Consider the following 21,026-nt stretch of genomic DNA (forward strand, 5'->3'; position numbering starts at 1 on the left):
GACTTCCAGCATCCCGGGCTTCCCCCACTCGCCATGTCCGGAACACGCCAGCGGCAGGGAGCGTCCCGCTCGGCGGACGCGGACGTCGGCGGGGAGGTGGTGCGGCGGGGCCGCGTGGCTCAGGAACGCTGCCACGTCTCCGGGTCGGCGGCCCTCTGCTCGCCCGTGGCGAGGTCCTTGACCTCGTGTTCCCGGCCTTCGGAGAACGGCGGGAACCAGACGAACGGGATGCCCTTGCGGGAGGCGTACCGGATCTGCTTCGCCACCTTGTCCGCCTGGTGGTACAGCTCGACGTTCAGGCCCCGACCCCGGAGCCTGCCGGCCACCTCGGCGGCGGCGGCGCGGTGTTCGTCCCCCGGCAGTACCACCAACACGTCGCTCGGGCATGACGGGCCCGTGGTCACCAGGCCCTCCGCGAGCAGCTTGGCGAAGATACGGGTGAGACCGATCGACATGCCGATGCCGGGCAGGTTCCGGCGGATGAAGGACCCCGCCAGGTTCTCGTACCGGCCACCGGAGCAGATGCTGCCGTAGTTCGGCCAGTCCTTGAACTTCCCCTCGTACACGGTCCCCGTGTAGTAGTCGAGGCCGCGGGCGATGGACAGGTCAGCCACCACGCTTCCCTCGGGAAGGTCGCGCAGCGCGTCCATGACGAAGGCCAGCTCGTCGAGCCCCTCGGCAAGGAGTTCGGAGCGCACTCCGGTGGCCTGGACGGCGTCCACCACGGAAGCGTGCGTGGCGCGCACGGAGGCGAGTTCCAGGCAGGCGTCGACCTGCCGGCCCGTCAGGCCGGCCTTGGCCGAGAGCAGCTCGCCGACCCCCTTGGCACCGATCTTGTCCATCTTGTCGACCGTGCGGATGACCTCCAGCGGGTCGTCGATGCCGAGTCCCTGGTAGAAGCCCTGGAGGACCTTCCGGTTGTTGATGTTGAGGGTCCACTCGGGGAGGTCGAGGCCGGTCATCACGTCGTGGATGACCCGCGGCAGCTCCGCGTCGAAGTGCAGCGGCACGTGGTCCACGTTGATGACGTCGATGTCGCATTGGGTGAACTCCCTGAAGCGCCCCTCCTGGGCACGCTCGCCCCTCCACACCCGTTGGATCTGGTACCGCTTGAAGGGGAACACCAGGTCGTTGAAGTGCTGTGCCACATAGCGGGCGAACGGAACAGTCAGATCGAAGTGCAGACCGAGTCGGGAGTCCGAGGAATCGTCCGCGTCTTCCTGGAGTCGCCGGAGCGCGTAGACCTCCTGCGAGGTCTCGCCCTTCGCCATCAGCACGTCGAGGGACTCGACCGACGGCGTCTCGACGGAGCAGAAGCCGTACCTCTCGAATCCGGCTCGGACCACGTCAAGCCAATGCTGCTCGACAATCCGCACCTCGGGGAGCCACTCGGGGAAGCCGCTGATTGCCGCTGGGCGGACCATCTGCTGATCGGTCATATGTGCTGCTTTCCTTGATACGGGATGCGCGGACGGATGGATGCGGGAGATCCGAGGTGCTCACCATCCTGTCAACGTGTACGTCCGTCGCACGGAACCGGATCATCGTACGTGCCGGCCTCGCCCAGCAGGTGTGGTCTTCGCCTTCGAGGAAGCGGTACGACCCGGCTGCGGTTGTCTTGGCTGTGTGCAGTACAACTGACCGTCGCCGGCCGTGGTGTTGGTGACGCCCCACGTCGATGTCGACCTTCGAGTTGGCTGAGGCTCGATGATGGCGAGGTGCCGACTTCTGAGCTGATGCCCATCGGGGTCTTCGCGCAGTGGGACGGTCAGTCGTCGGAACCGTGGTGTCTGCCCTTTCCCTTGCCGTGCTTGTCCTTGCCGCCCCCTTCCTGGTCACCGGCTTGCTCCGGTGTCTGCCACGGCGTGGGCGACGTGGCGGGCGCCGAGGCCGGTGAGGCGGTCTCGGCCGCCGGTGCGGAGGTGGTGACCGGGGTGGGAGCGGAAGCAGACGGGGACGGAGGGGCGTCCTCCCTGGAGTTCAGCGACGCGCCGAGGGCAGCCGCAGCGGCGAAGAGGGCCAGGCCGGCACCGGTGACCGCCGCCCTGGCTGTCAGTTTCCGGCGGACCCGTGGACGGGAGTGCGTCACGGTGCGGGACACGCGGGTTCGCGGGGCGGGTGCCGAAGTGGCGGGCACGGCGGGGGCCGGAACGGGGACCGGTGCCGACGCGAAAGCGGTGCCGCCCGGTTCGGGGGCACGGGGGACCCGGCGGTACGACGCGAGCCAGTCGGCCGCCTGGTCGGCGGTGGGGCGCTGCGCCGGTTCCTTGGCGAGCAGCAGCAGTACGTAGTCGGACAGCTCCTGGGGGACGTCGGGGCGCAGCCGGGCGGGTGGCGGGGGCACCGCGTCGACATGCTGCTGCACCACGGCCAACGGGGTCGCTCCGCGGAACGGGGGCCTGCCGGTGAGGAGTTCGTAGAGCACGCAGCCGAGGGAGTAGACGTCGGACGCGGGGTGGGCGGGGCGGCCGAGGGCCCGTTCAGGGGCGAGGTAGTCGGCGGTACCGACGATCTTGCCGGTGGCCGTCAGACCGGCGGCCGCTTCGTCGGCGAAGCGGGCGATGCCGAAGTCGGCGATCTTGGCCGTGCGGTCGGCACTCAGCATCACGTTGGCGGGCTTGACGTCCCGGTGGATCACGCCCTGCCGGTGCGCGGCGGCCAGACCGGAGGCCACTTGGGCAGCGAGGGCTGCCGCCTCCTGCGGGTCGAGGGCGCCGCGCAGGGAGCGCTCCTGGGCCAGGCTCCAGCCGTCGACGAGTTCCATGACCAGGTAGAGCCGGCCGTGGTGCGAGCCGAAGTCGTACACGCCTACGACGTTGGGGTGGTTGAGCCGGCCCGCGGTCTGGGCCTCCAGCCGGAAGCGCTCGGCGTCGGCGGCCTCGTCGGTCCGCAGCAGTTTGACCGCCACCGGCCGTCCGAGGAGACGGTCGTCTGCCCGCCACACCTCGCCCATCGCGCCGCTCCCCAGCCGGTCCTGCAGCTGGTAACGGTCGGCCGGCAACCCCTGCACACCCACCCCGATCACCACGACACCGTACGTCCCCGCACGCCCACGGTCCGCACGAGGCGGGCAGACCACGGTGAATGAGCCTGTCTGCCCCCGCACATGACGGCGTGGGTCCAACTACAAGGAGCGCAAGGATGCCGAACGGTGTCACGCCTGGTCGTCAGCTGCAGGGACAGACCGGTCACGGGGAAGACCGGCACTGCCCCTGCGCATCGGTGCCCGCGCGCCTCCCCCCGGAGGGTGAGCACCATGACCCCGCCCGGGGTCACTCTGATCAGCGCCCCGCGCCGCGGCCGTGTCACGGGGCGGCGGACATCCTCGCCGGACCGGCACCTTTGTGAAGAGGGGAACCCACGGCCGACACGAGGTACTCACCCTGGGAGCGCATACCGGGCCCGGCCCGTTCGCGGGCCGGGCCCGGTCCCGGAATCTGCGCAGGAGCGCCACACAGGCTGCACACAGCCTTTCGAAGGGGTCGTTAGCGTTGCTGGCCGCTCGACTCCCTGTACGAGCGTGACCAGGCCGTGGCCCGGGCGGGCCGAAGGCGCAGTCAACCCAGGAAGACCGCAGATGGACTACTGCTCCACGTGTCGTCGGCATCTCAATGGCGCCCTGGTGTGTCCCGGGTGCGGTGCGTACGCCCCGGACATCGCGCCGCCGGTACTCACCGATCGCCTCGGCCCCGACCGGTCGGCCCAGTCGACCACCGCGGGCGCGTCCACCGGCACGTCGCCCGGGACCCGCGGCGACGGATTCCCCTGGGACAGTGAGCCCGAGCCGGAGCAGGACACCGGGTCCGCCGCCGGGCCGTCCACCGACACCGCGGGCATGTCACCCGCGCGGCCGGGCAGGGCGGCACGCCGACGCCAGCTCGCCCGTCTGAAGAAACACCAGCGGCGGGCCATGGTCGCCACCGCGTTCGCACTCGTCGGCGGCGGCCTGTCGCTCGCCACCATGGACCGGCACACCACCAGCCAGGCGCAGGCGGCCACCGCACCGGACGACCGGAGCATGGGCGCCGCCAGGGAGCGGGTGGACACGGAGCCCGCTCAGCCGACCACGCAGGCCCCGCAGGCCCCGCATGCCCCGCAGGCCCCGGAGCATCGCGCGCCCCGCACCGCACCTGAGAGGCCCGCACCGATCAACGCCGCCCCTCGGCACCAGACCGTCCCGGCCACGCCCGGCACCGCACTGCAGGTGAGCCGGCCGGACACCGTCTCCCCTCCCCGCCCGGCCGGCACGTCGGCCCCGCGGCAGCGGACCACCACAGCCGGGTCCTCCGGCGGTACGACGAGCACGAACCAACCGGCTCCGGGCCGCACCGACACGGCGACCCCACCGGCCCCCGCCCCGACGACCGGCGGCACGCAGCCGGACACCACCGGGACCGCGCCCGCCCCGGCGGCGACGACACCCACCCAGCTGTGCCTGCTGGGCCTCTGCCTCGGTTGACATGCCGGCACAATCCCGTTGACCCGGCTCGGCAGGGACGAGGACGTCGTGGGCGCGCTCCAGAGGGTGACCGGTTGCCGGCGTGCCGAATCGCTCGAAGGAGCGCCCCCTTCACCGGCCATCGCCTGCGACCGCTTTTTCCTCGGTGCGCTGACGGCCGCCGGGCCGTCCCCGTACGACGGCGGCGACTCCGAGCGTGCTTCGCGAACCTCCAGCCGCGGTACCGGGGCCCCCGGTGTGTCACTGGGGAATCCCGGCATCGAGGGCCGCCGTGCCCTCGCCGGTCGCGGCAGCCCCGCTCCCCCGCGCGAGCAGCAGCGCCGTGCAGCCGAGCAGTGCCACGGCGGCGAAGGCGAAGCAGCCCCACAGGCTGTACGGGCCGGACCAGAAGGTGCCGGACGTGGTGTTCTGGATGCCGGTCACCACGGCGACACCGAGGGCTCCGCCGGCCTGCTGGCAGGTGACGAGGGCTCCCGACGCGGTGCCCTGGTCCTGCGGGGAGGCGGCGCCGCTGGCCAGCATGACGGCGGCGGGGTAGGCCACGGCGATGCCCGCGCCGACCAGCAGCGTCGCGGGCAGCAGATGAGTGACGTAGCCGTCCTGCCGCGCCGTGGTGTACAGCAGCTGTCCCACGGTGATGACGGCGAGACCGGCCGGCAGCAGGCGCGCGACCGGCCTGCGGTTGGCCAACCGGGCGGCGGGGGCGGACAGGACGCCCACCGCGATGCCCTGGGGCAGGAAGACGAGTCCGGCGGCCAGCGCCGAGTAGCCCTGGCGGTCCTGCAGATCGGTCGCGACGAGGAACATCGCGCCGGTGATGCCCGCGAACGCGCCGCCGAGCGCGACACACGCCGCTGCCATGCGGCGGTCGGCCATCAGGGAGAGCGGCAGCAGGGCTGGACGGGCGCGCCGCTGCATGGCGAGGAACACCAGGATCGCGGCCAGACCGGCGCCCGCGACCACGGTGATCTGGGTGGGGGAGCCCGTACCGACACGTCCGACCGCGTACACCACGGCCGTCAGCCCGCCGGTGATCAGCAGTGCGGGGAGGTAGGGCATCGTCCGACGGGGAGTGCTCCCGCCGCCTCCGGGCTCCAGGACGCGGGCCCCGGTGACCAGGACCAGCAGCGCGAGGGGGACGTACAGCAGGAAGGCCTCCCGCCAGCCGAGGCCCTGGGTGAGCAGCCCGCCGCAGATGACGCCGAGCGAGAAGCCCACCGCTCCCATGGCGCTGAAGACGCCGAGCGCCCGGTTGCGCGCGGCTCCCGCCGGGAAGCCCGCGACGATCAGGGACACGGCGGCGGGGGCGGTGACGGCGGCTCCGACGCCCTGGGCGGCCCTCGCGGCGATGAGGGGGACGGCCCCCTGGGCGAGTGCCGCCCCGAGCGAGCCCGCGCCGAACACCGCCACCCCGGCCAGGAACAGTCGCCGGCCTCCCCACTGGTCGGCGCACTTCCCGCCCACCAGGAGCAGGCCCGCGTACGTGATGAGGAACGCGCCCGCGACGAGTTGCAGTTGGTCGGGCCGCAGCGCCAGATCGCGCCGGATGTCCGCGAGCTGCACGTTGATGCTCGACAGGCTCATCCCCTCGAAGAGCACGGCCGTGCACAGCACCAGGAGTCTCGTCCACGCGCGCCGGTCGAACCGGAAGGTCTCCGCTGCCGCCTGGGACATGGTGGTCATGCGCGTTCCTTGGCTGGGGGTGGGAGCTGGGCACCGGAGTCGGTCAGCTGGGATCGGGCGATGCGGTAGGCCACCCGCAGGTCGTCACCGTCGTAGCGGTGGCGGGCGAGCTCCCGCAGCGTGCTGTCGGCGTTCACCGCCACGGTGTGCTTCAGCTCGCGGAACAGGGGGACGTCCGAACGGGAGTCGCCGTAGGCGACGCACGTGTCACGGTCCAGGCACGCGGCCGCGCGGATCCGCTCGACGGCGACGACCTTGTCCGCCGGCGTGAGGATCCTGGCCGGATCGGGTGGGGTGCGCATCGGCAGCGCGGGGAAGCCGGAGGCGACCACCTCGTCGACGCCGAGTCCCCTCAGCCGGTCGGCGAAGAAGTCGGGGGACAGGGTCACGACGGCCGAACGCTCCCCGCGCCCGCGGATGTCCGCGAGGACGTCGGACAGTCCGCCGATCCAGGGGGCGCGGGCGAACACGTCCGCGGCGACCTCGGGGGTCAGCTCCCGCCAGAGCCGGCCCACCTCGGACGCGAACGCGCGCGTGTCCACGGACCCGGCCGCGAACGCCGCCTCCAGCGCGAGCAGTTCGGGCAGGCAGCCCAGACGGCGGGCGATCTCCAGGCTCGCGGTGGTGCCGCGCAGCAGCGTGCCGTCCATGTCGAAGACGTGCAGACGGCTCACGGGCCTGCCTGTGGGTACGCAGGGGTGGCGGCCGCCGGGTACAGCGTCCAGCCGGCGGGCACGGACTCGCCCCGCCACGCGGCGAGCAGAACCGCGCTCGCGGGGAAGAGGGGCGCGGGGAGGTCGTCCGGCCCGGCCCACACCCATCGGTCGAAGACGTCCGGCTCCGGGAGGGCCGGCACGGGGTCGGGCGTTCCCGCCCGGGCCAGCACGCCCGCGGTGACATGGGTGCGGCTGCCCCGGGTGTCGAGCGCGACGGTGAAGACCCGCGCGTCCGTCACGTCGTGGATGCCGCTCTCCTCGGCGGTCTCCCGGACGGCGGCCTCCTCGAAGGTCTCGCCGGCCTCGACCGAACCGCCGGGCAGGCACCAGGACGCGGGCTCCCCCCGCTTGACGCGGTGGCCGAGCAGCACGGCTCCGTCGGACCGCAGCAGCAGCACGCCGACCCCGACGACCGGGCGGGGGCGCTCCCCGGACGTGTCCGTCACCGCAGTTCCTCCAGTTCCCGCACGGCGGAGTCCGCCGCGTAGTGACCACTGATCATCGCTGCCACGATGCCCCGGAACAGTCCGCAGGCGTCGCCGGCCACCCAGGCCGGGGCGTCCAGGAGCCGCAGGTCGCCGTCCACCTTCGGGTACCAGCCGACGCCTTCGAGCGTGGGACCGATCAGCTGCGTACCGCTGTCCCGGATCGTCGGGTAGGCCTCAGCCAGCCGGGTCAGGCCGCGCATCATGATCTCACGCAGCTCCGGCCCGTAGACGCGCTCGAAGGCCGCCACGGTCTCCGGTTCCCCGGCGGTGAGCGCGTCCATCGAGAGGGTGAAGTAGGAGTCCTCCCGCGCCATCGCGGCGAGCGCGGGCGCCATGGCGCGCTCCGCCACGGCCTCGTCCAGGATGCGCGTGTTGAAGCCCACGTTGGAACGGCCGGTCGGCGGGCAGTCCGAGCGTCCGGACACCGTCCACAGGCCCTGGGTCTCGGTGAGGGCGGCCTCGCCGTCCCGGCAGGCGCAGAAGGTGCGCCACTCCACGCTGCCGTCCTGCTCGCGGAAGCGGAGCTTCGGGTCGAGCTGCTTCATGTCCTTGAAGAACGCCTTGTCGGCCGGCTGCTGGATGCGGAAGCCGACCTCCAGGCGGCGGAACGAGCGCTCCTCGGTCAGCGAGCCCAGCCCGAGGGGGCCGAACCTGCCGCTGGCCAGGACGAGCCGGCGGGCGACGAGTTCCGACTCCTGCCCCTCGCCGTCGCGCAGGGACAGCCGGAAGACGTCGGCGACCGGGTCGTAGGAGGTCTTCACGACCTCCGTCCCGGTGATGACGGTGGCGTCCGTCGCGGCGACCATGTCCGCGGTCAGCTTCAGGCGGGCCTCCAACGACAGGTAGTCGGAGGGGTATTCCTTGAGTATCCACTCGCCGGAGCCCACGGTGTAGGCGCTCGGATCGGACGGGAACGGCGGGGTGTCCAGGCCGTAGGAGCCGAGGAGTTCGCAGGTCCAGGTGTAGGCGGCCCGGAGGTCGGCCGTGCGGGGCAGGGTCCACAGTTCGCTGGCCGAGGGGAAGAAGGAGAACTTGCCGTCCGAGAAGAGTCCGGCGCCTCCGTGGCCGCGCGTCAGGTCGGCCGCGGCGTAGCGGTCCCGTGCGGTGACGGGCTTCCCCCCGTCGACGAGGGCGACGGCGTACGGCGTGCCGGCCAGTCGCCGTGCCGCCGCGAGCCCGGCCGGTCCGGCGCCGATGATGACGAGGTCGAAGGTGTTCACAGTGCTCCAGACAGGCGGGGTCGGCGGTGGGGTACGGGACGGGGAGCGCTCACGCGAGCAGTTCTTCGAGGTCAGTCAGGCAGTCCCCGCAGCCGGTGTTGGCGCCGGTGGCCTCGCGCAGGGACGGGATGTCGCGGATGCCCGCGGTCTTCGCGGAGAGGACGGCGCTCTCCGGGACGCGTGCGCACAGGCAGATCAGCGGGTCCTCCGTGGGGCACGACGTCATGAGCGGCCCTCCGGGCTCTCGCGCAGCAGGGTCAGGGCCTGGTCGAGGACGTCCGCCATGACGTCCAAGTCCTGGTCGTCGATGACCAGCGGCGGATGGATGTTGATGACGTCCGGGGCCATGCCCGTGGAGGCGACGACGAGCCCGGTACGGGGGTCGGCGGTCAGGCACAGCCGGCGCAGCGCGGGCGCGTGGTCGCCGGTCAGGACGAGGCGGGCCGCGCCCCCGAAGGCCTGGCAGTCGCGCACCAGGTCGGGATGGGCGGCCTGGAGGCGCCTGAGCCGGCTCGTCAGTGCGCCCGCGAGCCTTTCCATGTCGGCGGCCGGTTCGGCCCAGGCGTCCCACCGGTCCAGGACGGCCCGGGTGACACCGAGGGCGTGCGGGATGCCGATGTAGGTGGAGGAGTGGCTGCCCGGCCGGTACGTCCGCGGCGCCGCGAGCGGTTCGCGTGCCCAGACGGCGCTGAGTGCCGCGGCGCCGTTGGTCAGGGCCTTGCTGGTGACGACCACGTCGGGGCTGACCCCCGAGCGCTGGAAGCCCCAGCGGGGGCCGGTGCGGTGCATGCCGGTGAAGATCTCGTCGGCGATGACCACGGCGCCGTTGGCCCGCGCGTGGTCCACGGCCGCGCGCAGCAGCGCGTGGTCGGGCTCGGCCATGCCGCCGACGTTCTGCACGGATTCGAAGACGAAGGCGCTCACCTTGCGGGAGAAGCCCTTCCCGCCGACACCGGAGAGCTCGGAGCCCCATCTGGTGGCCGCCGCGATGCAGCCCTTCCCGCACGCCGTGGCCTGTGCCGCCGCGTGCGGGCAGCGGCCGCAGTCGGGGCTGGGCAGTCGTACGACCTCCAGGCCCCACGCGGCGAGCAGTTCGCGGTAGCGCGGGCTGGAGCTGAGCATGCTGGTCACCCCGGACCTGCCGTGGAAGGCGCCTTCGAAGACCACGACCGTGCCGGGGCCGACCGCGCTGAACGCGATGCGCAGGGCCGTCTCCATGCCCTGCGCGCCGCCGAGGTCCAGCTCGACGCGGCCCGGGGCGCCGACGGCCTCGCCGAAGAGCCGTTCCAGCCGCTGGAGCACCTCCAGGCGCAGCTCGGACTCGCAGAAGGACGGCAGCGCGGGCAGGTCCTGGCAGTACGTGAGGGCGTCCCGCAGGATCTGCCGGTCGTAGCCCCAGGCCACGGTGCCGTTGGCGGCCTCGGCGTCCAGGTAGCGGCGTCCGTCGGCGGCTTGGAGGTAGCTTCCCTCGGCGCGTACGAACCGGGGCACGTGCTCGGCGCGGTAGATGAGGTTGCCGGCGCCGGCGAACGGTGGGACGGCTGCGGTCACGCGTACGTCACCTCGTTCGTCGTGGCGTCCGCCGTCGCGGTGCGCCAGGCGTCGGCTGTTCCGGTGGCGATGATCGGGAGGACTCCTTCCTCGTTGCAGTCGATCCAGCTCGTGAGGACGGTCAGGACGTCCCAGCGGGCGGCGCCTTCGGGGAGCGGTGCGCGGCGCAGTACGCCGAGCCAGTCCTCGATGTGCGCGGGCTCCGGCCGGTCCCGGGCGCAGTCCCCCCAGGGCCCTTCCTGCCGGGCCAGTCGCCGGATGCCGGCGGCGACGTCCAGGTCGTGCGCTGGAATCTCGGCCTCCAGTTCGGCCAGCAGCCGGGTCACGGTCTCCTCGGGGCCGGCGGCGGAGTCCGGCGTCCTGCCGAAGAGCGGGCCCGCGCACCAGTCCCAGCCGGTCTGGTACGAGAAGAGCTGCAACTCCCGGGCCACGTCGGCGGGTTCGTCGGCGGTGTGCATGAAGTTGAACAGGCCGTTGACCCGGCCGATCCGGGTGCGCAGGTCACCGCTGCGCGCGGCGGACGGCTCGGCCGAACCCTTGGCCGCCGTCAGGCGCGCGCTGGCGGGCAGCCAGTCGGGCCGGTCGCGGTCCTCCAGCAGGACGAGCAGGCTGCGGCCCGAGGACAGCAGCGGGTCCACCACCGCGATGCGCTGCGCGGAGGCGGCGTTGAACTGGTAGCGCCACAGTTCGCGGACGAGCAGCGGGTCGAAGCGCACGGTGGTGGCCGCGACGGGGTGCCAGCCCTCCGACCGCAGGATGCGCAGGATCAGTTCACAGCGGCGCCCGGCGACGGCGTCGGGCTTCAGCACGACGAAGGTGTGCCGGTGGAGCACCCCGGGGTCGCGCAGCGGGGTCAGCGAGCCGAGCGCCTCGCGCATGTAGGGGTCGAGGCGGTAGGCCTCGGCCTTGTGCGGATCGCGGGTCAGCGGGTCAAGGGCGCGGGCGCCGATCGCGGTGCGGGACACGGGTTCACATCCCCTCGGGGGTTTCTGCTGCGGTCAGTCGTCTGCCGCCCGGCGGCATGGCCACGCCGTCGACCAGGACGGCCCGGCTTCCGTCGGGATGCGTGTGCGCGGCCAGTGCGAGCGAGCCGGCGGCGAAGGCCCGCACGGTCCACTCCAGGCAGGGGCGGTCGCTGAGCCGTTTCTGCTCCAGCTCCTGGTCCCAGGCGGTCACCTGGGGCCGCACGGCTACGGGAGGGCCCTGGCAGAGCACGCTGCCGCCGTCATGGCTCTCGTCGACGAGGAAGCAGGAGGTCCGCGTGGCCGTGTGGCCGAGGCGGATGGCCGTGGCCACCGGGTCGTTGCCGGTCAGGACCCGGCGGTGGTCCGCGTCGAGCACGGTGAGGTCGCCGGGGTGCTGGTTGATCATCCGGCCGTGGTGGCGGGTGAGCAGATCGCCCTCGATCCAGCGGTGGTAGGCCAGCACGACGAGGTCCAGCGGGCCGTGGTCCGCCTCCCATGCGGCGATCCGGGCGGCCAGCCCGTCGTGCCACTGCCTCGCCCGCCGCCGGTACGCGGCGCGTTCCCCGGGCGTCCTCGCCCGCGAGGCCGTGCCGCAGCGGGCGTCGAAGTCACCCGGCCAGGCCTCGATGCCGTGTTCCCGGGCCAGGTCCAGTGCCTTGGAGCGGGTGCCGTGCGAGGCGACGAGGGCGACCTGGTACCCCTCCGGCTCCGCGCGCTGGAGCTCGATCAGCGTGCGCAGGTTGGCACCGGTGGCCGAGACGAGCACACCGATCCGCAACGGCCCGGAGGAACTGATCCGGCGCAGGGGGAGCGGGGCGGCGCCGGCGCTCGGCGCGGGGTCGATGCCGTCTGCCAGGCCGGTGCCGTGTGCCAGGCCGGTGCCGTGTGCCAGGCCGGTGCCCGGTACGAAGCCCGCGTCCGGTACGAGGCCGGCGCCCGGCGCAGGGCCGGTGGTCGGCACGGAGCCGGCGCCCGGCACGGGGCTGGGGCCGGGGGTCAGGCCGGTGCCCGGTACGAAGCCCGCGTCCGGTACGAGGCCGGCGCCCGGCGCAGGGCCGGTGCCCGGTACGGACCCCGGGTCCGGCAAGAGGCCGGTGCCCGGCATCAGGCGGCGTCCGCGATGTCGAGGGCGGCCCACTGCTCGTGGGTCGCGGCGAGCATGCCGTCGGGAAGCTGGCCCGCGTCCAGGGCGGTGAGCCCGAAGGCGCGGTGGGCGGTGCCGGCGGCCAGGTCCCAGAGCTGCCGGCCCCTGATGTCCCGGCCCATGGCGTTGCGCATCTGCTGGGCCAACGGCTGGGAGCCGGCGGCGACGATGCCGCCGGACTGGTACCACAGGCCGTTCTCCTCGCCCTGCGTCAGATCCTGGCCGCCGAGCCGCGCGGAGTCGCAGCGGTCGGTCATCATCATCGAGTTCTCCAGGCCCATCAGGGCGACGGCGCGGCCGGCGATGGCCAGGTCGACGTGCTCGCCGTCGAAGTTGATGCAGGCGGCGATCCGGCCCGCGGCGGCCTCGCGCATGATGGCCGCCGGCACCGGCCCGGCGATCTCGTCCATCGCGTCCAGCGTCCAGCCGGGCAGGTCGTACGAGGCGAGCGTCGCCTCCCGGGCGGCGCGGGCCCGCGTGGTGCGGAAGGCGTGCCGGATGGTCAGCGGCATGTCGTTGAACAGGTGGTCGGTCACCACCCGGGCGCCCTTGCCGTTCCACTCGGTGTCCCAGGCGATGTCGACGATGTCCGTGACCAGCCGGGCACTGAGGAGCGGGTCGGTGCGGGTGAAGTGGCCGAGCGCGGGCCGCACGCCGTGGCCGAGCAGCAGCGGGACGATCCACTCGAAGCCGGGGTGGCGGGCGAAGGTCTGGCCGTGGAAGTCCGAGGCGGGCGAGAACGCGTCGGGCGACAGGACCATGTAGCACAGGCCGTGGTCGCCGAGGCGGGCCAGCCGCTCCCACTCCGCGCGCGTCGGGGCCCACACGGTGTCGGCCGGCGTGCCGCCGTGGCTGGACAGCAGCGGCCCTTCCAGGGCGACGCCGACGACGTGCGGGATGCGGCCGGCCCGGCGCATCCGGTCGTAGCGGCGCATGAACTTCTCGAACTCGCCGAGCCGGTGGTGGTGCAGGTACAGGGTCGGGATGCTGAGCACCCCTTCCCGGGCGCAGACCTCCTCCAGCAGTTCGAGGTCGAGCAGGGAGAACTCGGAGAAGTCCACGCCGGCAAAGCCATGACAGTGGACCTCCACCGGGAGCAGCGGGGCGTGGGTCTGCTCGGCCGAGCCAGACAGGTTCTCCATCATTCATCCCTCTTCGCGTGCCTGCTGATTGTCAACTTCGTTTTGACAAGCCTTGACAGATTGGGTGGACGAGCGTTGACCATACCATCGGCGTCACCGGAGACAAGGGGCCTGATGACGGTGACCTTCCCTACGAACTTCCCGGTGAACTCACCCGTCACCCATGAGGGCGCCGGTCATGGAACTTGTCAATCCTGGGCCGCTACGGCTTGACTAGATTGTCAATTGCGACCTAGGTTCACCTGGCAACTGCAGTCAATCGAGGCGGAGGGCCCGGGTGGAGCACGAGCTGGTCGTCTTCGACAACAGCGGTGTCCTCGTGGACAGCGAGACCCTCGGCAACCGTCTGCTCGCCGCGATGCTGACCGACGAGGTCGTGCCGACGACGTTCGGCGAAGCCGTCGAGCACTACTTGGGCAAGTCGTTCGCGGACGTGGCCGACACGGTCCGCCGGCGCACCGGCGCGCGCGTCCCCGCCGACTTCCTGCCCCGCTTCCACGCCCGGCTCTTCGACGCCTTCGAACGGGAACTCACCGCGACGGACGGAGTGCACCGGGTCCTGGACGACCTCGACGCGCTCGGCGTCCCCTACTGCGTCGCCTCCAACGACACCGCGGACCGGGTCGCCGTATCACTGCGCCTGACCGGCCTCGCCCCGCGTCTGGCCGGCCGGGTCTTCGGCGCGGACCAGGTGGCCCGCCCCAAGCCCGCGCCCGACGTCTTCCTGCACGCGGCACGGCACTTCGGTGTCGCACCCGGGGCATGTCTGGTCGTCGAGGACAGCGCACGGGGCGTCGCCGCGGCCCGGGCGGCCGGGATGACGGTGTTCGGCCTGGCCTCCCTCACCCCGCCCACCCGGCTCGCCGACGCCCACCGGGTCCTCGGTTCCATGGGGGAGCTGCGGGAACTGATTCCCGCGCTCTTTCCCACCAGGCCACTTGAGGAGACCCGCCGATGACCGACGACCGCCGCTCGGGCCTGCACGTGTTCGACCTGGACGGAACGCTGCTGCGCTCCGACGCCACGCTCAGCGCGTACGCCCGTGACGGACTCAACGCACTGCTGGACGAGGGCACCGCGCTGACCGTGGCCAGCGCGCGCAGCGCCGTCGCCATGCGCAGCCTGCTGGCCGGGGTACGGCTGACGCTGCCCGTCATCGAACTCAACGGCGCGTTCCTCACCGACCTCGCCTCGGGCCGCCACCTGGCCCACCGCACGCTCGGCCCCGCGGTGACGGCCGCCGCGCTGGACGCGCTCGCGGGGCTGGCCGCCGAGCCGGTGCTGACCACCTGGGACGGCACCACCGACCGCGTCCTGTACGGCGCCTGTACCAACCCCGCCACCGCCTGGTACGTGGCGGAGAAGCGGGCGTACGGCGACCCCCGGCTGAGCCCCTGCCCGGATCCGTACGCCGGGACCGCCCACGCGCGCACCGCCGCGGTGATCGCCTTCGTCCCCGACGAGGACGCGAAGGCCACGGTCACGGTCCTCGAAGCCGCCCTCGGCACCGACGCCACCGTCCTGGCGGCGGCCAACCGCTACGTGCCCGGCTGGACCGAGGTCCAGGTCGCGCACCCGCAGGCCGAGAAGGGCCTCGCGGTGCGCCACCTCGCGCGGACCGCGGGCCTCGCGGACCTGCGGCTGACCGTGTACGGCGACCACCTCAACGACCTGCCGATGTTCGCCGTCGCCGACCGCGCCGTGGCACCCGCCAACGCCCACCCCGACGTCCGCGCCCGGGCGGACGTCGTCACGGCCGCCAACGACGAGGACGGTGTCGTCCGCCATCTGCTGGACGGAGCCGGGCCGTGCTGATCGTGCTGGAGGGCATCGACGGCAGCGGCAAGTCCACCGTGGCCCGGCTGGCCGCGCGTGAGCTCGCCCCGGACCGCACCCCCGCCGGCAAGAAGGACCTCGCGGCGCCGGACCCGGGCACCGCCGCACGGGCCGGCCTGCTGCGCGAACTCATCTGGTCCTCGCCGGAGCGACAGGGCGACACCTACGGAGCCGCGCACTGGATCCTGCTGATCGCCTCCTGGTACGCGGGACTGGCCCGGCTGCGCCCCGGCCTCGCCGACGAGGACACGGTCACGGTGATGGACGGCTGGTACTACCGGAACATCGCCAAGACCCTGGTCCGCGAGCCGCTGGACGCGCACTGGGTCGAGTCGCTCTTCGCCCCCGTGCCCGAACCCGCCCTGACGGTCCTGCTGGACGTCGCGCCCGAGGTCGCCTGGTCGCGCCGCGACGACTTCAAGGACACCGAGCTCGGCCGCTGGGACGGCTTCACCGGGCCGCCGCGCGAGTCCTTCCGCGCCTACCAGTCGGTCGTACGCGACGAGTTGCTGCGCATGGCGAAGGAGCGCGGCTGGCTCGTCCTGACTCCCGACCCGGACGATCCGCCGGAGCGCACCGCGGCCGACGTGGTGGCCGCGGTGCGCGGCCTGAGGAGAACACCATGAGCCCCACCCGTGATGTGGTCGGCACCTCCGACCTCGACGTCTTCGCCGACATGCTGGCCGACGTCATCGCCGGACGGCGCCCGGCGGACGAGCTCGGCCGGCTGCCCGCCGCCGGCTCACCGGCCGCCCTGCGCATCCGCAGGGCCTACGAGGACGCGCGCGCCGCCGAGAACCCCACCCGGCAGCCGCCGGCCCCGCACGGCGGGCCGCTGCCCGACCCACTCCCGTCCCAAGGAGCAACCGTGATCGACCACCTCGACCGACTCACCGTCGACTGGAGCGACCTCGAAGCAGCGGGTGAGATCACCCGTGACGTCGTCCACCGCCTCGCGGAGGACAAGGAGTCCCTGCGCAAGCTCGTCCACGACGTGGAGAACAAGCCGGAGCTCCTCGCCATGTGCGAACGCCACCAGCTGCTCGACTACATCGTGCTGTACGACGCCCTGGACCGGGGCGTCCGGCTGCGCCTGCACATCTCCACCGAGGACCACTTCGACCGGCCGCACGACCACCGGTTCTCCTTCTCCAGCCGCATCGTGACGGGCGGTTACACGCACACCTGGTACCACATGGACGGCGACCTCTACGGGGACGGCCCCGACCCGGAGGCCCGCCGGTACCTCAACCGCCACAACCCGGACCCGCGCGTGACGGACCAGCTCGAAAAGCTGACCCCGCACGTGGTCCGCTGGGAGGGGCCGGGCAGCTGCTACACGATGCACCACAGCGCCATCCACACGACGTTCACGACGCCCGACACCGTCTCCCTCTTCCTGCGCGGCCCGGTCGAGAAGGACCGCTCCGTGATCATGGACAAGGAGGAGGGCACCCTGTGGTGGCGCTTCGGCCGCCAGGACGAGCCCGAGGAGCGCCGCCGGCAGAAGGCCATGGGCCTCGACGCCTACCGCCAGATCCGCGACCGCCTGGAGAGGCTCGGCGTCATCTGACGTCCGGCGCGGTCCCGTTCCCTTCCCGCACCGGTCGACCGGTGCCCTCCACAGGAGAAGAACCAGCCATGAGCATCGAGACGGCAGACCGGGTGCACGTCAACAACACCGTCGTCGAACTCTTCGAGGACGTCGGCCCGATCGACTGGGACGACCTGCCCGCGGCGGCCGTGCTGACGCAGCGGCTCATCCGTGAGTTCGCCGCCGACAAGGCCCTCTTCCGCAAGCTGCTGTTCGCCGTCGAGCACGACCCCTATCTGTGGGCCAAGTGCGAGGAGGACGTGGTCGAGGACAAGATCGTGCTCTGGGACGACGTGGAGAAGGGCCTGCGCATCAGGCTCCGGATGTCCACCGACCACCAGCAGCAGCTCGCCCACAACCACCGCTTCTCGTTCACCAACCTCGTGCTGCGCGGCACCTACCTGCACCGCAACTACGTGGCGCGCGACGGCTTCGACGAGAACACCCTGCCGGAGGACGTGCGGCCGGTGCTGCTGCACGAGGACCGCGCCGGCGAGTGCTTCACCATCCACCACAACGCCCTGCACTCCACGCCCTTCACCGAGCTGGGCACCATCTCCCTCGTGCTGCGCGGCAACCCGGTCAAGGACCGGGCGCCGGTCATGTTCAAGGAGGCCCGCGGCCGTGAGGAGGCCGTGCGCCGGCTGCGGGAGGGCCAGGACGGCCCCCGCGGCGAACTGGCCGAGATCGAGCCGGAGACGGCCGAGGTCGGCACCATGTTCTGGCGGGTCGGCGAGGACCGGGAGTCCGCCGAACGCCGCGCCGAGCGTCAGATGACCAAGGAGAAGTACCACTACTGGTGCCGCCGGCTGGAAGAGCTGGGGATCATCTGAATGGCCATCCGACGGCTCACGCCCGGGCGGGCGGCACTGCGCTACGGGCTCATCGGCCCCGGCACGCACGCGCAGGAGAACCTGCTGCCCGCCCTGTCGGTGCTCGACGGCGCCCGGCTGACCGCCGTGGCGGCGCGCCGGCCCGACGCCGCCGCCGAGGCCGCCCGGCGCTGGGGCGCGGACCTGTGGACCGACGACTGGACCGAGCTGGTCGACGGCGAGGGCGCGCGGGAGATCGACGCCCTGGTCGTCGCCGGCTCCCCCGACCTGCACGCCGAGGTCCTGCGGCGGGCCCTCGCCCACGGCATCAGCGTCTTCACCGAGAAGCCGCCCGCGCCCGACACCGCGACGCTGGAGAAGCTGGCCGCCGGCGAACGGGACGCGCCACCGGGCACGGTGGCGTTCGTCGGCTTCAACTTCCGCTACGGACAGTCCTACCGGAAGCTCCGCGACACCCTGCGCGCCCACGGCACGCTGCGCACGGTCGACGTCCGCATGGTCTCGGCCAAGCCGACGTCCCCCGTGTGGGGCTGTACGACGGTGGAGGACAGCCTGTTGCAGGGGCTCGGCACCCACGCGGTCGACCTGGTCCTGCGCGAACTGGGCACCCCGGACCGGATCACCGCCCGGCGCGCCGACATCGACGCACGCCGTCGCGCGATCCGCGTCCTGCTGGAGTACGCCGACGGGCGGCTGGCCACCCTGCTGCTGGGGAACTACTCCAACCGCCTGGAGTACCGGTGCGAACTCGTCACCGACCAGTCCGTCACCGGGGTCCTCGACCACTTCAACACGCTGACGGTCGGCCGTCCGGCGGGCGCGCCCGGCGCGGGCTTCCTCGACGGCAAGGAGACGCTCCGGTACGACTGGCCCGGCCGCCGCGGCGGCTACGGCCGCACCGGCTACTCGGCCGAACTGGAGAGCTTCCACCACAGCGTCCGGCACGGTGAGCCCAGCGACTCACCGCTCGCGGCCTGCCTGGAGGTCTACCGCGTCCTCGACGAGGTGCGGCGGCAGACGGGGGCCCGCCCGTGAACGCCGTGACACCGTCCCTGGAAGGACGCACCGCGCTCGTCACGGGCGGCGCCGGCGGCATCGGCCGTGCCGTGGCCGCGACACTCGCCGCGCTGGGCGCCCGGGTCGCCGTCAACCACCTGCCCGGCGCCGAGCCCGGACCGGACGGCGAGGAGCTGCCCGAGGGCTGCTTCCGCGTGGCGGCCGACGTACGCGACCGGCAGCAGGTCACCGGCATGTTCGAGACGGTCGCCCGGCGGTTCGGCCGGCTCGACGTCCTGGTCAACAACGCGGGCGTCTTCCCGCGCGCCCAGGTGCTGGAGCTCGACGAGGAGACATGGGACCTCGTCCTCGACACCAACCTCAAGGGCGCGTTCTTCTGCGCCCAGGAGGCCGCCGCGCTGATGATCCCGCGGGGCGGGGGGCGGATCGTGAACGTGTCGTCGAGCGCCGCCTTCACCGGGTCGCCCAGGGGCGCGCACTACGCCGCGAGCAAGGCGGGGCTGGTCGCCCTCGGCAAGTCGCTGGCGCGTGCCCTCGCCGTGCACGGCATCACCGTGAACACCGTCGCGCCCGGCGTGACCAGGACCGCCCAGCCGAACCTGGACGAGGAGGGGTTCCTGGCCGAGGGCCGCAGGATCCCGCTCGGCCGGGTGGCGCGGGCGCAGGACGTGGCGGACGCGGTGGCCTTCCTCGCCGGTGACCGCAGCGGATACCTGACCGGTCAGACGCTGGGCGTCAACGGGGGGGCGGTGATGGTGCCGTGAAGCCGCTCGACGTCCCGTCCGCCGGCTCGGTGCGCGAGGAGCTGGCCGAGAGCTGGGGTGCCCCCCTGGACCGGGTGCGCGCCAAGCTCTCGCCGGTTCTGCACCCCTGGCTGCGCGAGTTCATCGCGCTGTCGCCCTACGTGGTGCTGGCGACCGCGGACGGGCGGGGCCGCTGCGACGCCTCGCCCCGTGGTGGCGCCCCGGGCTTCGTGCGGGTCCTCGACGAACGCACGCTGTTCATCCCCGAGGAGTCCGGGAACCGGCTCCTGCAGACCCTCGGCAACCTCGCGGAGAGCCCCGGCGTCGGCCTGCTCTTCCTCATCCCCGGCATGCGGGAGACCGCCCGGGTCAACGGGCGGGCCGAGCCGGTGTCCCGCAGCGATCCGCGCTGGGCGGACCTCCCGCTCGACGACGAGGAGCGCGAACGGCTGCTGTGGGGGTCGCTCGTGCACGTCGAGGAGGCGTACTACCACTGCGGCCGGGCGAGCCGCTTCGCCGATCTGTGGAACACCGCCCGGATCGACCGCAACCAGTCGGACCCGCCGCTCGCCAAGCGTCCGGCCACGACGGCAGGAGGGGAGAAGCATGTGCGGCACAGTGGGCCTGTTCATGGGCTGCTCGGCGGTTAGCCTGTGCCCCAAGCAGGCCCTCCTCGACCAGCGGGCCGACCGCAGCGGGCCGGACGAGTACGTCAGCCCGTTCCGCAACTGGCACGAGCGGGCCACCGTCCGCACCGCCCCGCGCCGGGAACTGACCGCCCTCGACGCCGGTCAGGCCCTCTTCGCGCCCGAGCTGGTGCCGCTGGCCTCCCACCCGCTGATCGCGGCACTGCGCGACGAGCGGCCGGACGTCTACCGTGACGTGCTCGTCCGGCACCTGTACCGCTACCTGGACTTCACGGCCAAGCTGGAGCACCTGGTCGTCAACCGGACGGTGCTCGGCATCGCGCACGGCACCATCGGCGTCCGGCTGCCCGACGCCATGCGGCTGGACGCCTTCAAGATCTACTGCGACGAGGCGTACCACGCGCTGTTCTCGGCGGACCTCACCCGTCAGGTGAGCGCGCTGACCCGGGTCAGCGCGCGGCTGCCCGAGGTGCCGTACTTCATCACCCGCCTGGAGCGCTTCCTGGAGGAGACCCCGGGCGATCTCGCGGCCCTCACCGAAATCCTCTTCGTCGTCGTGTCGGAGACACTCATCACCGCGCAGCTCTCCGACATGGGGAACGACCAGGGCATCGCCCCGGCGGTCCGGGAGACCGTTCGCGACCACGCGCTGGACGAGGGCAGGCATCATGCCTATTTCGCCATTTTCCTGCGTCATCTGTGGGGACAGCTGACGCCCGCCGTGCGACACCGCGCGGCACTTCAGGTGCCCCGACTCATCCGTATTTTCACCGATCCGGACGTGCCCTCCGTGGAAGCGGAGATCACGGGTTACGGACTCGCCCGCGACGACGCGAAACGCATTGTGGCCGAGCTGTTCCCCGACGCGGCCGTCGCGGCGTACGCGAAGAACGTCGCGCAGCAGACGGTCCGGCATTTCGCCTCGGTCGGGGCACTGGACGACGAACAGGTGCGTACGGAGTTCGCGACGCACGGACTGCTGTGAGGA

General features: G+C 72.6%; 21 protein-coding genes. 10 read left to right on the forward strand and 11 right to left on the reverse strand.

What is annotated here, in order from left to right:
* Positions 1-119 precede the first annotated feature (119 nt).
* Both hisS and C3492_RS39170 read right to left on the reverse strand, forming a co-directional pair.
* Positions 120-1,439 (reverse strand): histidine--tRNA ligase, encoded by a 1,320-nt coding sequence (gene hisS / locus C3492_RS39165; protein WP_103817380.1) that lies wholly within the window; start codon positions 1,437-1,439, stop codon positions 120-122.
* Between the two features lie 329 nt (positions 1,440-1,768).
* The gene (locus C3492_RS39170; protein WP_258056169.1) at positions 1,769-3,025 is read right to left on the reverse strand and encodes a serine/threonine-protein kinase; all 1,257 of its coding nucleotides are present in this window, start codon (positions 3,023-3,025) and stop codon (positions 1,769-1,771) included.
* A gap of 552 nt (positions 3,026-3,577) precedes the next feature.
* Here C3492_RS39170 and C3492_RS44980 point away from each other — a divergent pair.
* The gene (locus C3492_RS44980) at positions 3,578-4,459 is read left to right on the forward strand and encodes a hypothetical protein (RefSeq protein WP_181140779.1); all 882 of its coding nucleotides are present in this window, start codon (positions 3,578-3,580) and stop codon (positions 4,457-4,459) included.
* Positions 4,460-4,699: 240 nt separating this feature from the next.
* Here C3492_RS44980 and C3492_RS39180 read toward each other — a convergent pair whose 3' ends face one another.
* The 9 genes from C3492_RS39180 to C3492_RS39215 are packed head-to-tail and all read right to left on the reverse strand — an operon-like array spanning position 4,700 to position 13,371.
* Positions 4,700-6,142 (reverse strand): MFS transporter, encoded by a 1,443-nt coding sequence (locus C3492_RS39180; protein ID WP_103817382.1) that lies wholly within the window; start codon positions 6,140-6,142, stop codon positions 4,700-4,702.
* Positions 6,139-6,816 (reverse strand): HAD family phosphatase, encoded by a 678-nt coding sequence (locus C3492_RS39185; RefSeq protein ID WP_103817383.1) that lies wholly within the window; start codon positions 6,814-6,816, stop codon positions 6,139-6,141. The genes C3492_RS39180 and C3492_RS39185 overlap by 4 nt, the downstream gene beginning before the upstream one ends.
* Complete coding sequence (locus C3492_RS39190; RefSeq protein WP_181140780.1) at positions 6,813-7,304, reverse strand: NUDIX hydrolase; 492 nt, start codon at positions 7,302-7,304, stop codon at positions 6,813-6,815. The genes C3492_RS39185 and C3492_RS39190 overlap by 4 nt, the downstream gene beginning before the upstream one ends.
* Positions 7,301-8,566 carry an FAD-dependent oxidoreductase gene (locus C3492_RS44040; RefSeq protein WP_181140781.1) on the reverse strand — a complete coding sequence of 422 codons (1,266 nt, stop codon included), beginning with the start codon at positions 8,564-8,566 and terminating at the stop codon, positions 7,301-7,303. The genes C3492_RS39190 and C3492_RS44040 overlap by 4 nt, the downstream gene beginning before the upstream one ends.
* Positions 8,567-8,615: 49 nt before the next feature.
* Positions 8,616-8,792: a (2Fe-2S)-binding protein gene (locus C3492_RS39195; RefSeq protein WP_103817385.1), complete on the reverse strand. Its 177-nt coding sequence runs from the start codon at positions 8,790-8,792 to the stop codon at positions 8,616-8,618.
* Positions 8,789-10,117, reverse strand: coding sequence for an aminotransferase class III-fold pyridoxal phosphate-dependent enzyme (locus C3492_RS39200; RefSeq protein ID WP_181140782.1), 1,329 nt, complete (start codon positions 10,115-10,117; stop codon positions 8,789-8,791). The genes C3492_RS39195 and C3492_RS39200 overlap by 4 nt, the downstream gene beginning before the upstream one ends.
* A complete protein-coding gene (locus C3492_RS39205; protein WP_103817387.1) occupies positions 10,114-11,082 on the reverse strand; it encodes a nucleoside-diphosphate kinase in 969 nt (322 codons plus the stop codon). The genes C3492_RS39200 and C3492_RS39205 overlap by 4 nt, the downstream gene beginning before the upstream one ends.
* A gap of 4 nt (positions 11,083-11,086) precedes the next feature.
* Complete coding sequence (locus tag C3492_RS39210) at positions 11,087-12,187, reverse strand: formyltransferase family protein (protein ID WP_103817388.1); 1,101 nt, start codon at positions 12,185-12,187, stop codon at positions 11,087-11,089.
* Positions 12,187-13,371, reverse strand: coding sequence for a hypothetical protein (locus tag C3492_RS39215; protein ID WP_181140783.1), 1,185 nt, complete (start codon positions 13,369-13,371; stop codon positions 12,187-12,189). Before C3492_RS39215 ends, C3492_RS39210 begins: the two co-directional genes overlap by 1 nt.
* Before the next feature lie 274 nt (positions 13,372-13,645).
* On the opposite strand from C3492_RS39215, the gene C3492_RS39220 reads away from it, so the two are divergent.
* The 9 genes from C3492_RS39220 (at position 13,646) to C3492_RS39260 (ending at position 21,023) form a co-directional block, all read left to right on the forward strand.
* Positions 13,646-14,326 carry an HAD-IA family hydrolase gene (locus C3492_RS39220; RefSeq protein WP_103817389.1) on the forward strand — a complete coding sequence of 227 codons (681 nt, stop codon included), beginning with the start codon at positions 13,646-13,648 and terminating at the stop codon, positions 14,324-14,326.
* Entirely contained in the window at positions 14,323-15,183 is an 861-nt protein-coding gene (locus tag C3492_RS39225; RefSeq protein WP_103817390.1) for an HAD family hydrolase, read from the forward strand. The genes C3492_RS39220 and C3492_RS39225 overlap by 4 nt, the downstream gene beginning before the upstream one ends.
* On the forward strand, positions 15,177-15,830 hold the full coding sequence (locus C3492_RS39230) for a dTMP kinase (protein ID WP_103817391.1): 654 nt from the start codon (positions 15,177-15,179) through the stop codon (positions 15,828-15,830). Before C3492_RS39225 ends, C3492_RS39230 begins: the two co-directional genes overlap by 7 nt.
* Complete coding sequence (locus C3492_RS39235; protein WP_219822122.1) at positions 15,827-16,777, forward strand: hypothetical protein; 951 nt, start codon at positions 15,827-15,829, stop codon at positions 16,775-16,777. The genes C3492_RS39230 and C3492_RS39235 overlap by 4 nt, the downstream gene beginning before the upstream one ends.
* A 68-nt stretch (positions 16,778-16,845) precedes the next feature.
* A complete protein-coding gene (locus tag C3492_RS39240) occupies positions 16,846-17,631 on the forward strand; it encodes a hypothetical protein (protein ID WP_103817392.1) in 786 nt (261 codons plus the stop codon).
* Positions 17,632-18,666 (forward strand): Gfo/Idh/MocA family protein, encoded by a 1,035-nt coding sequence (locus C3492_RS39245; protein WP_103817393.1) that lies wholly within the window; start codon positions 17,632-17,634, stop codon positions 18,664-18,666.
* The gene (locus C3492_RS39250; RefSeq protein ID WP_219822123.1) at positions 18,663-19,412 is read left to right on the forward strand and encodes an SDR family NAD(P)-dependent oxidoreductase; all 750 of its coding nucleotides are present in this window, start codon (positions 18,663-18,665) and stop codon (positions 19,410-19,412) included. Before C3492_RS39245 ends, C3492_RS39250 begins: the two co-directional genes overlap by 4 nt.
* Positions 19,409-20,041 (forward strand): pyridoxamine 5'-phosphate oxidase family protein, encoded by a 633-nt coding sequence (locus C3492_RS39255; RefSeq protein ID WP_181140784.1) that lies wholly within the window; start codon positions 19,409-19,411, stop codon positions 20,039-20,041. The genes C3492_RS39250 and C3492_RS39255 overlap by 4 nt, the downstream gene beginning before the upstream one ends.
* Positions 19,998-21,023, forward strand: a complete 1,026-nt coding sequence (locus C3492_RS39260; RefSeq protein ID WP_103817395.1) for a diiron oxygenase — start codon at positions 19,998-20,000, stop codon at positions 21,021-21,023. Before C3492_RS39255 ends, C3492_RS39260 begins: the two co-directional genes overlap by 44 nt.
* The last annotated feature ends 3 nt before the right edge of the window (positions 21,024-21,026 follow it).

Origin of the sequence: Streptomyces sp. Ru62, from assembly GCF_002920615.1 — a bacterium.
In the GTDB taxonomy this organism is placed as follows: domain Bacteria; phylum Actinomycetota; class Actinomycetes; order Streptomycetales; family Streptomycetaceae; genus Streptomyces.

Coding starts and splice junctions, on each gene's coding strand:
- C3492_RS39240 (WP_103817392.1), top strand. CDS start 16,846: ATGAGCATCGAGACGGCAGACCGGGTGCACGTCAACAACACCGTCGTC.
- hisS (WP_103817380.1), bottom strand. CDS start 1,439: ATGACCGATCAGCAGATGGTCCGCCCAGCGGCAATCAGCGGCTTCCCC.
- C3492_RS39225 (WP_103817390.1), top strand. CDS start 14,323: ATGACCGACGACCGCCGCTCGGGCCTGCACGTGTTCGACCTGGACGGA.
- C3492_RS39245 (WP_103817393.1), top strand. CDS start 17,632: ATGGCCATCCGACGGCTCACGCCCGGGCGGGCGGCACTGCGCTACGGG.
- C3492_RS39235 (WP_219822122.1), top strand. CDS start 15,827: ATGAGCCCCACCCGTGATGTGGTCGGCACCTCCGACCTCGACGTCTTC.
- C3492_RS39215 (WP_181140783.1), bottom strand. CDS start 13,371: ATGATGGAGAACCTGTCTGGCTCGGCCGAGCAGACCCACGCCCCGCTG.
- C3492_RS44980 (WP_181140779.1), top strand. CDS start 3,578: ATGGACTACTGCTCCACGTGTCGTCGGCATCTCAATGGCGCCCTGGTG.
- C3492_RS39195 (WP_103817385.1), bottom strand. CDS start 8,792: ATGACGTCGTGCCCCACGGAGGACCCGCTGATCTGCCTGTGCGCACGC.
- C3492_RS39210 (WP_103817388.1), bottom strand. CDS start 12,187: ATGCCGGGCACCGGCCTCTTGCCGGACCCGGGGTCCGTACCGGGCACC.
- C3492_RS39180 (WP_103817382.1), bottom strand. CDS start 6,142: ATGACCACCATGTCCCAGGCGGCAGCGGAGACCTTCCGGTTCGACCGG.
- C3492_RS39260 (WP_103817395.1), top strand. CDS start 19,998: ATGTGCGGCACAGTGGGCCTGTTCATGGGCTGCTCGGCGGTTAGCCTG.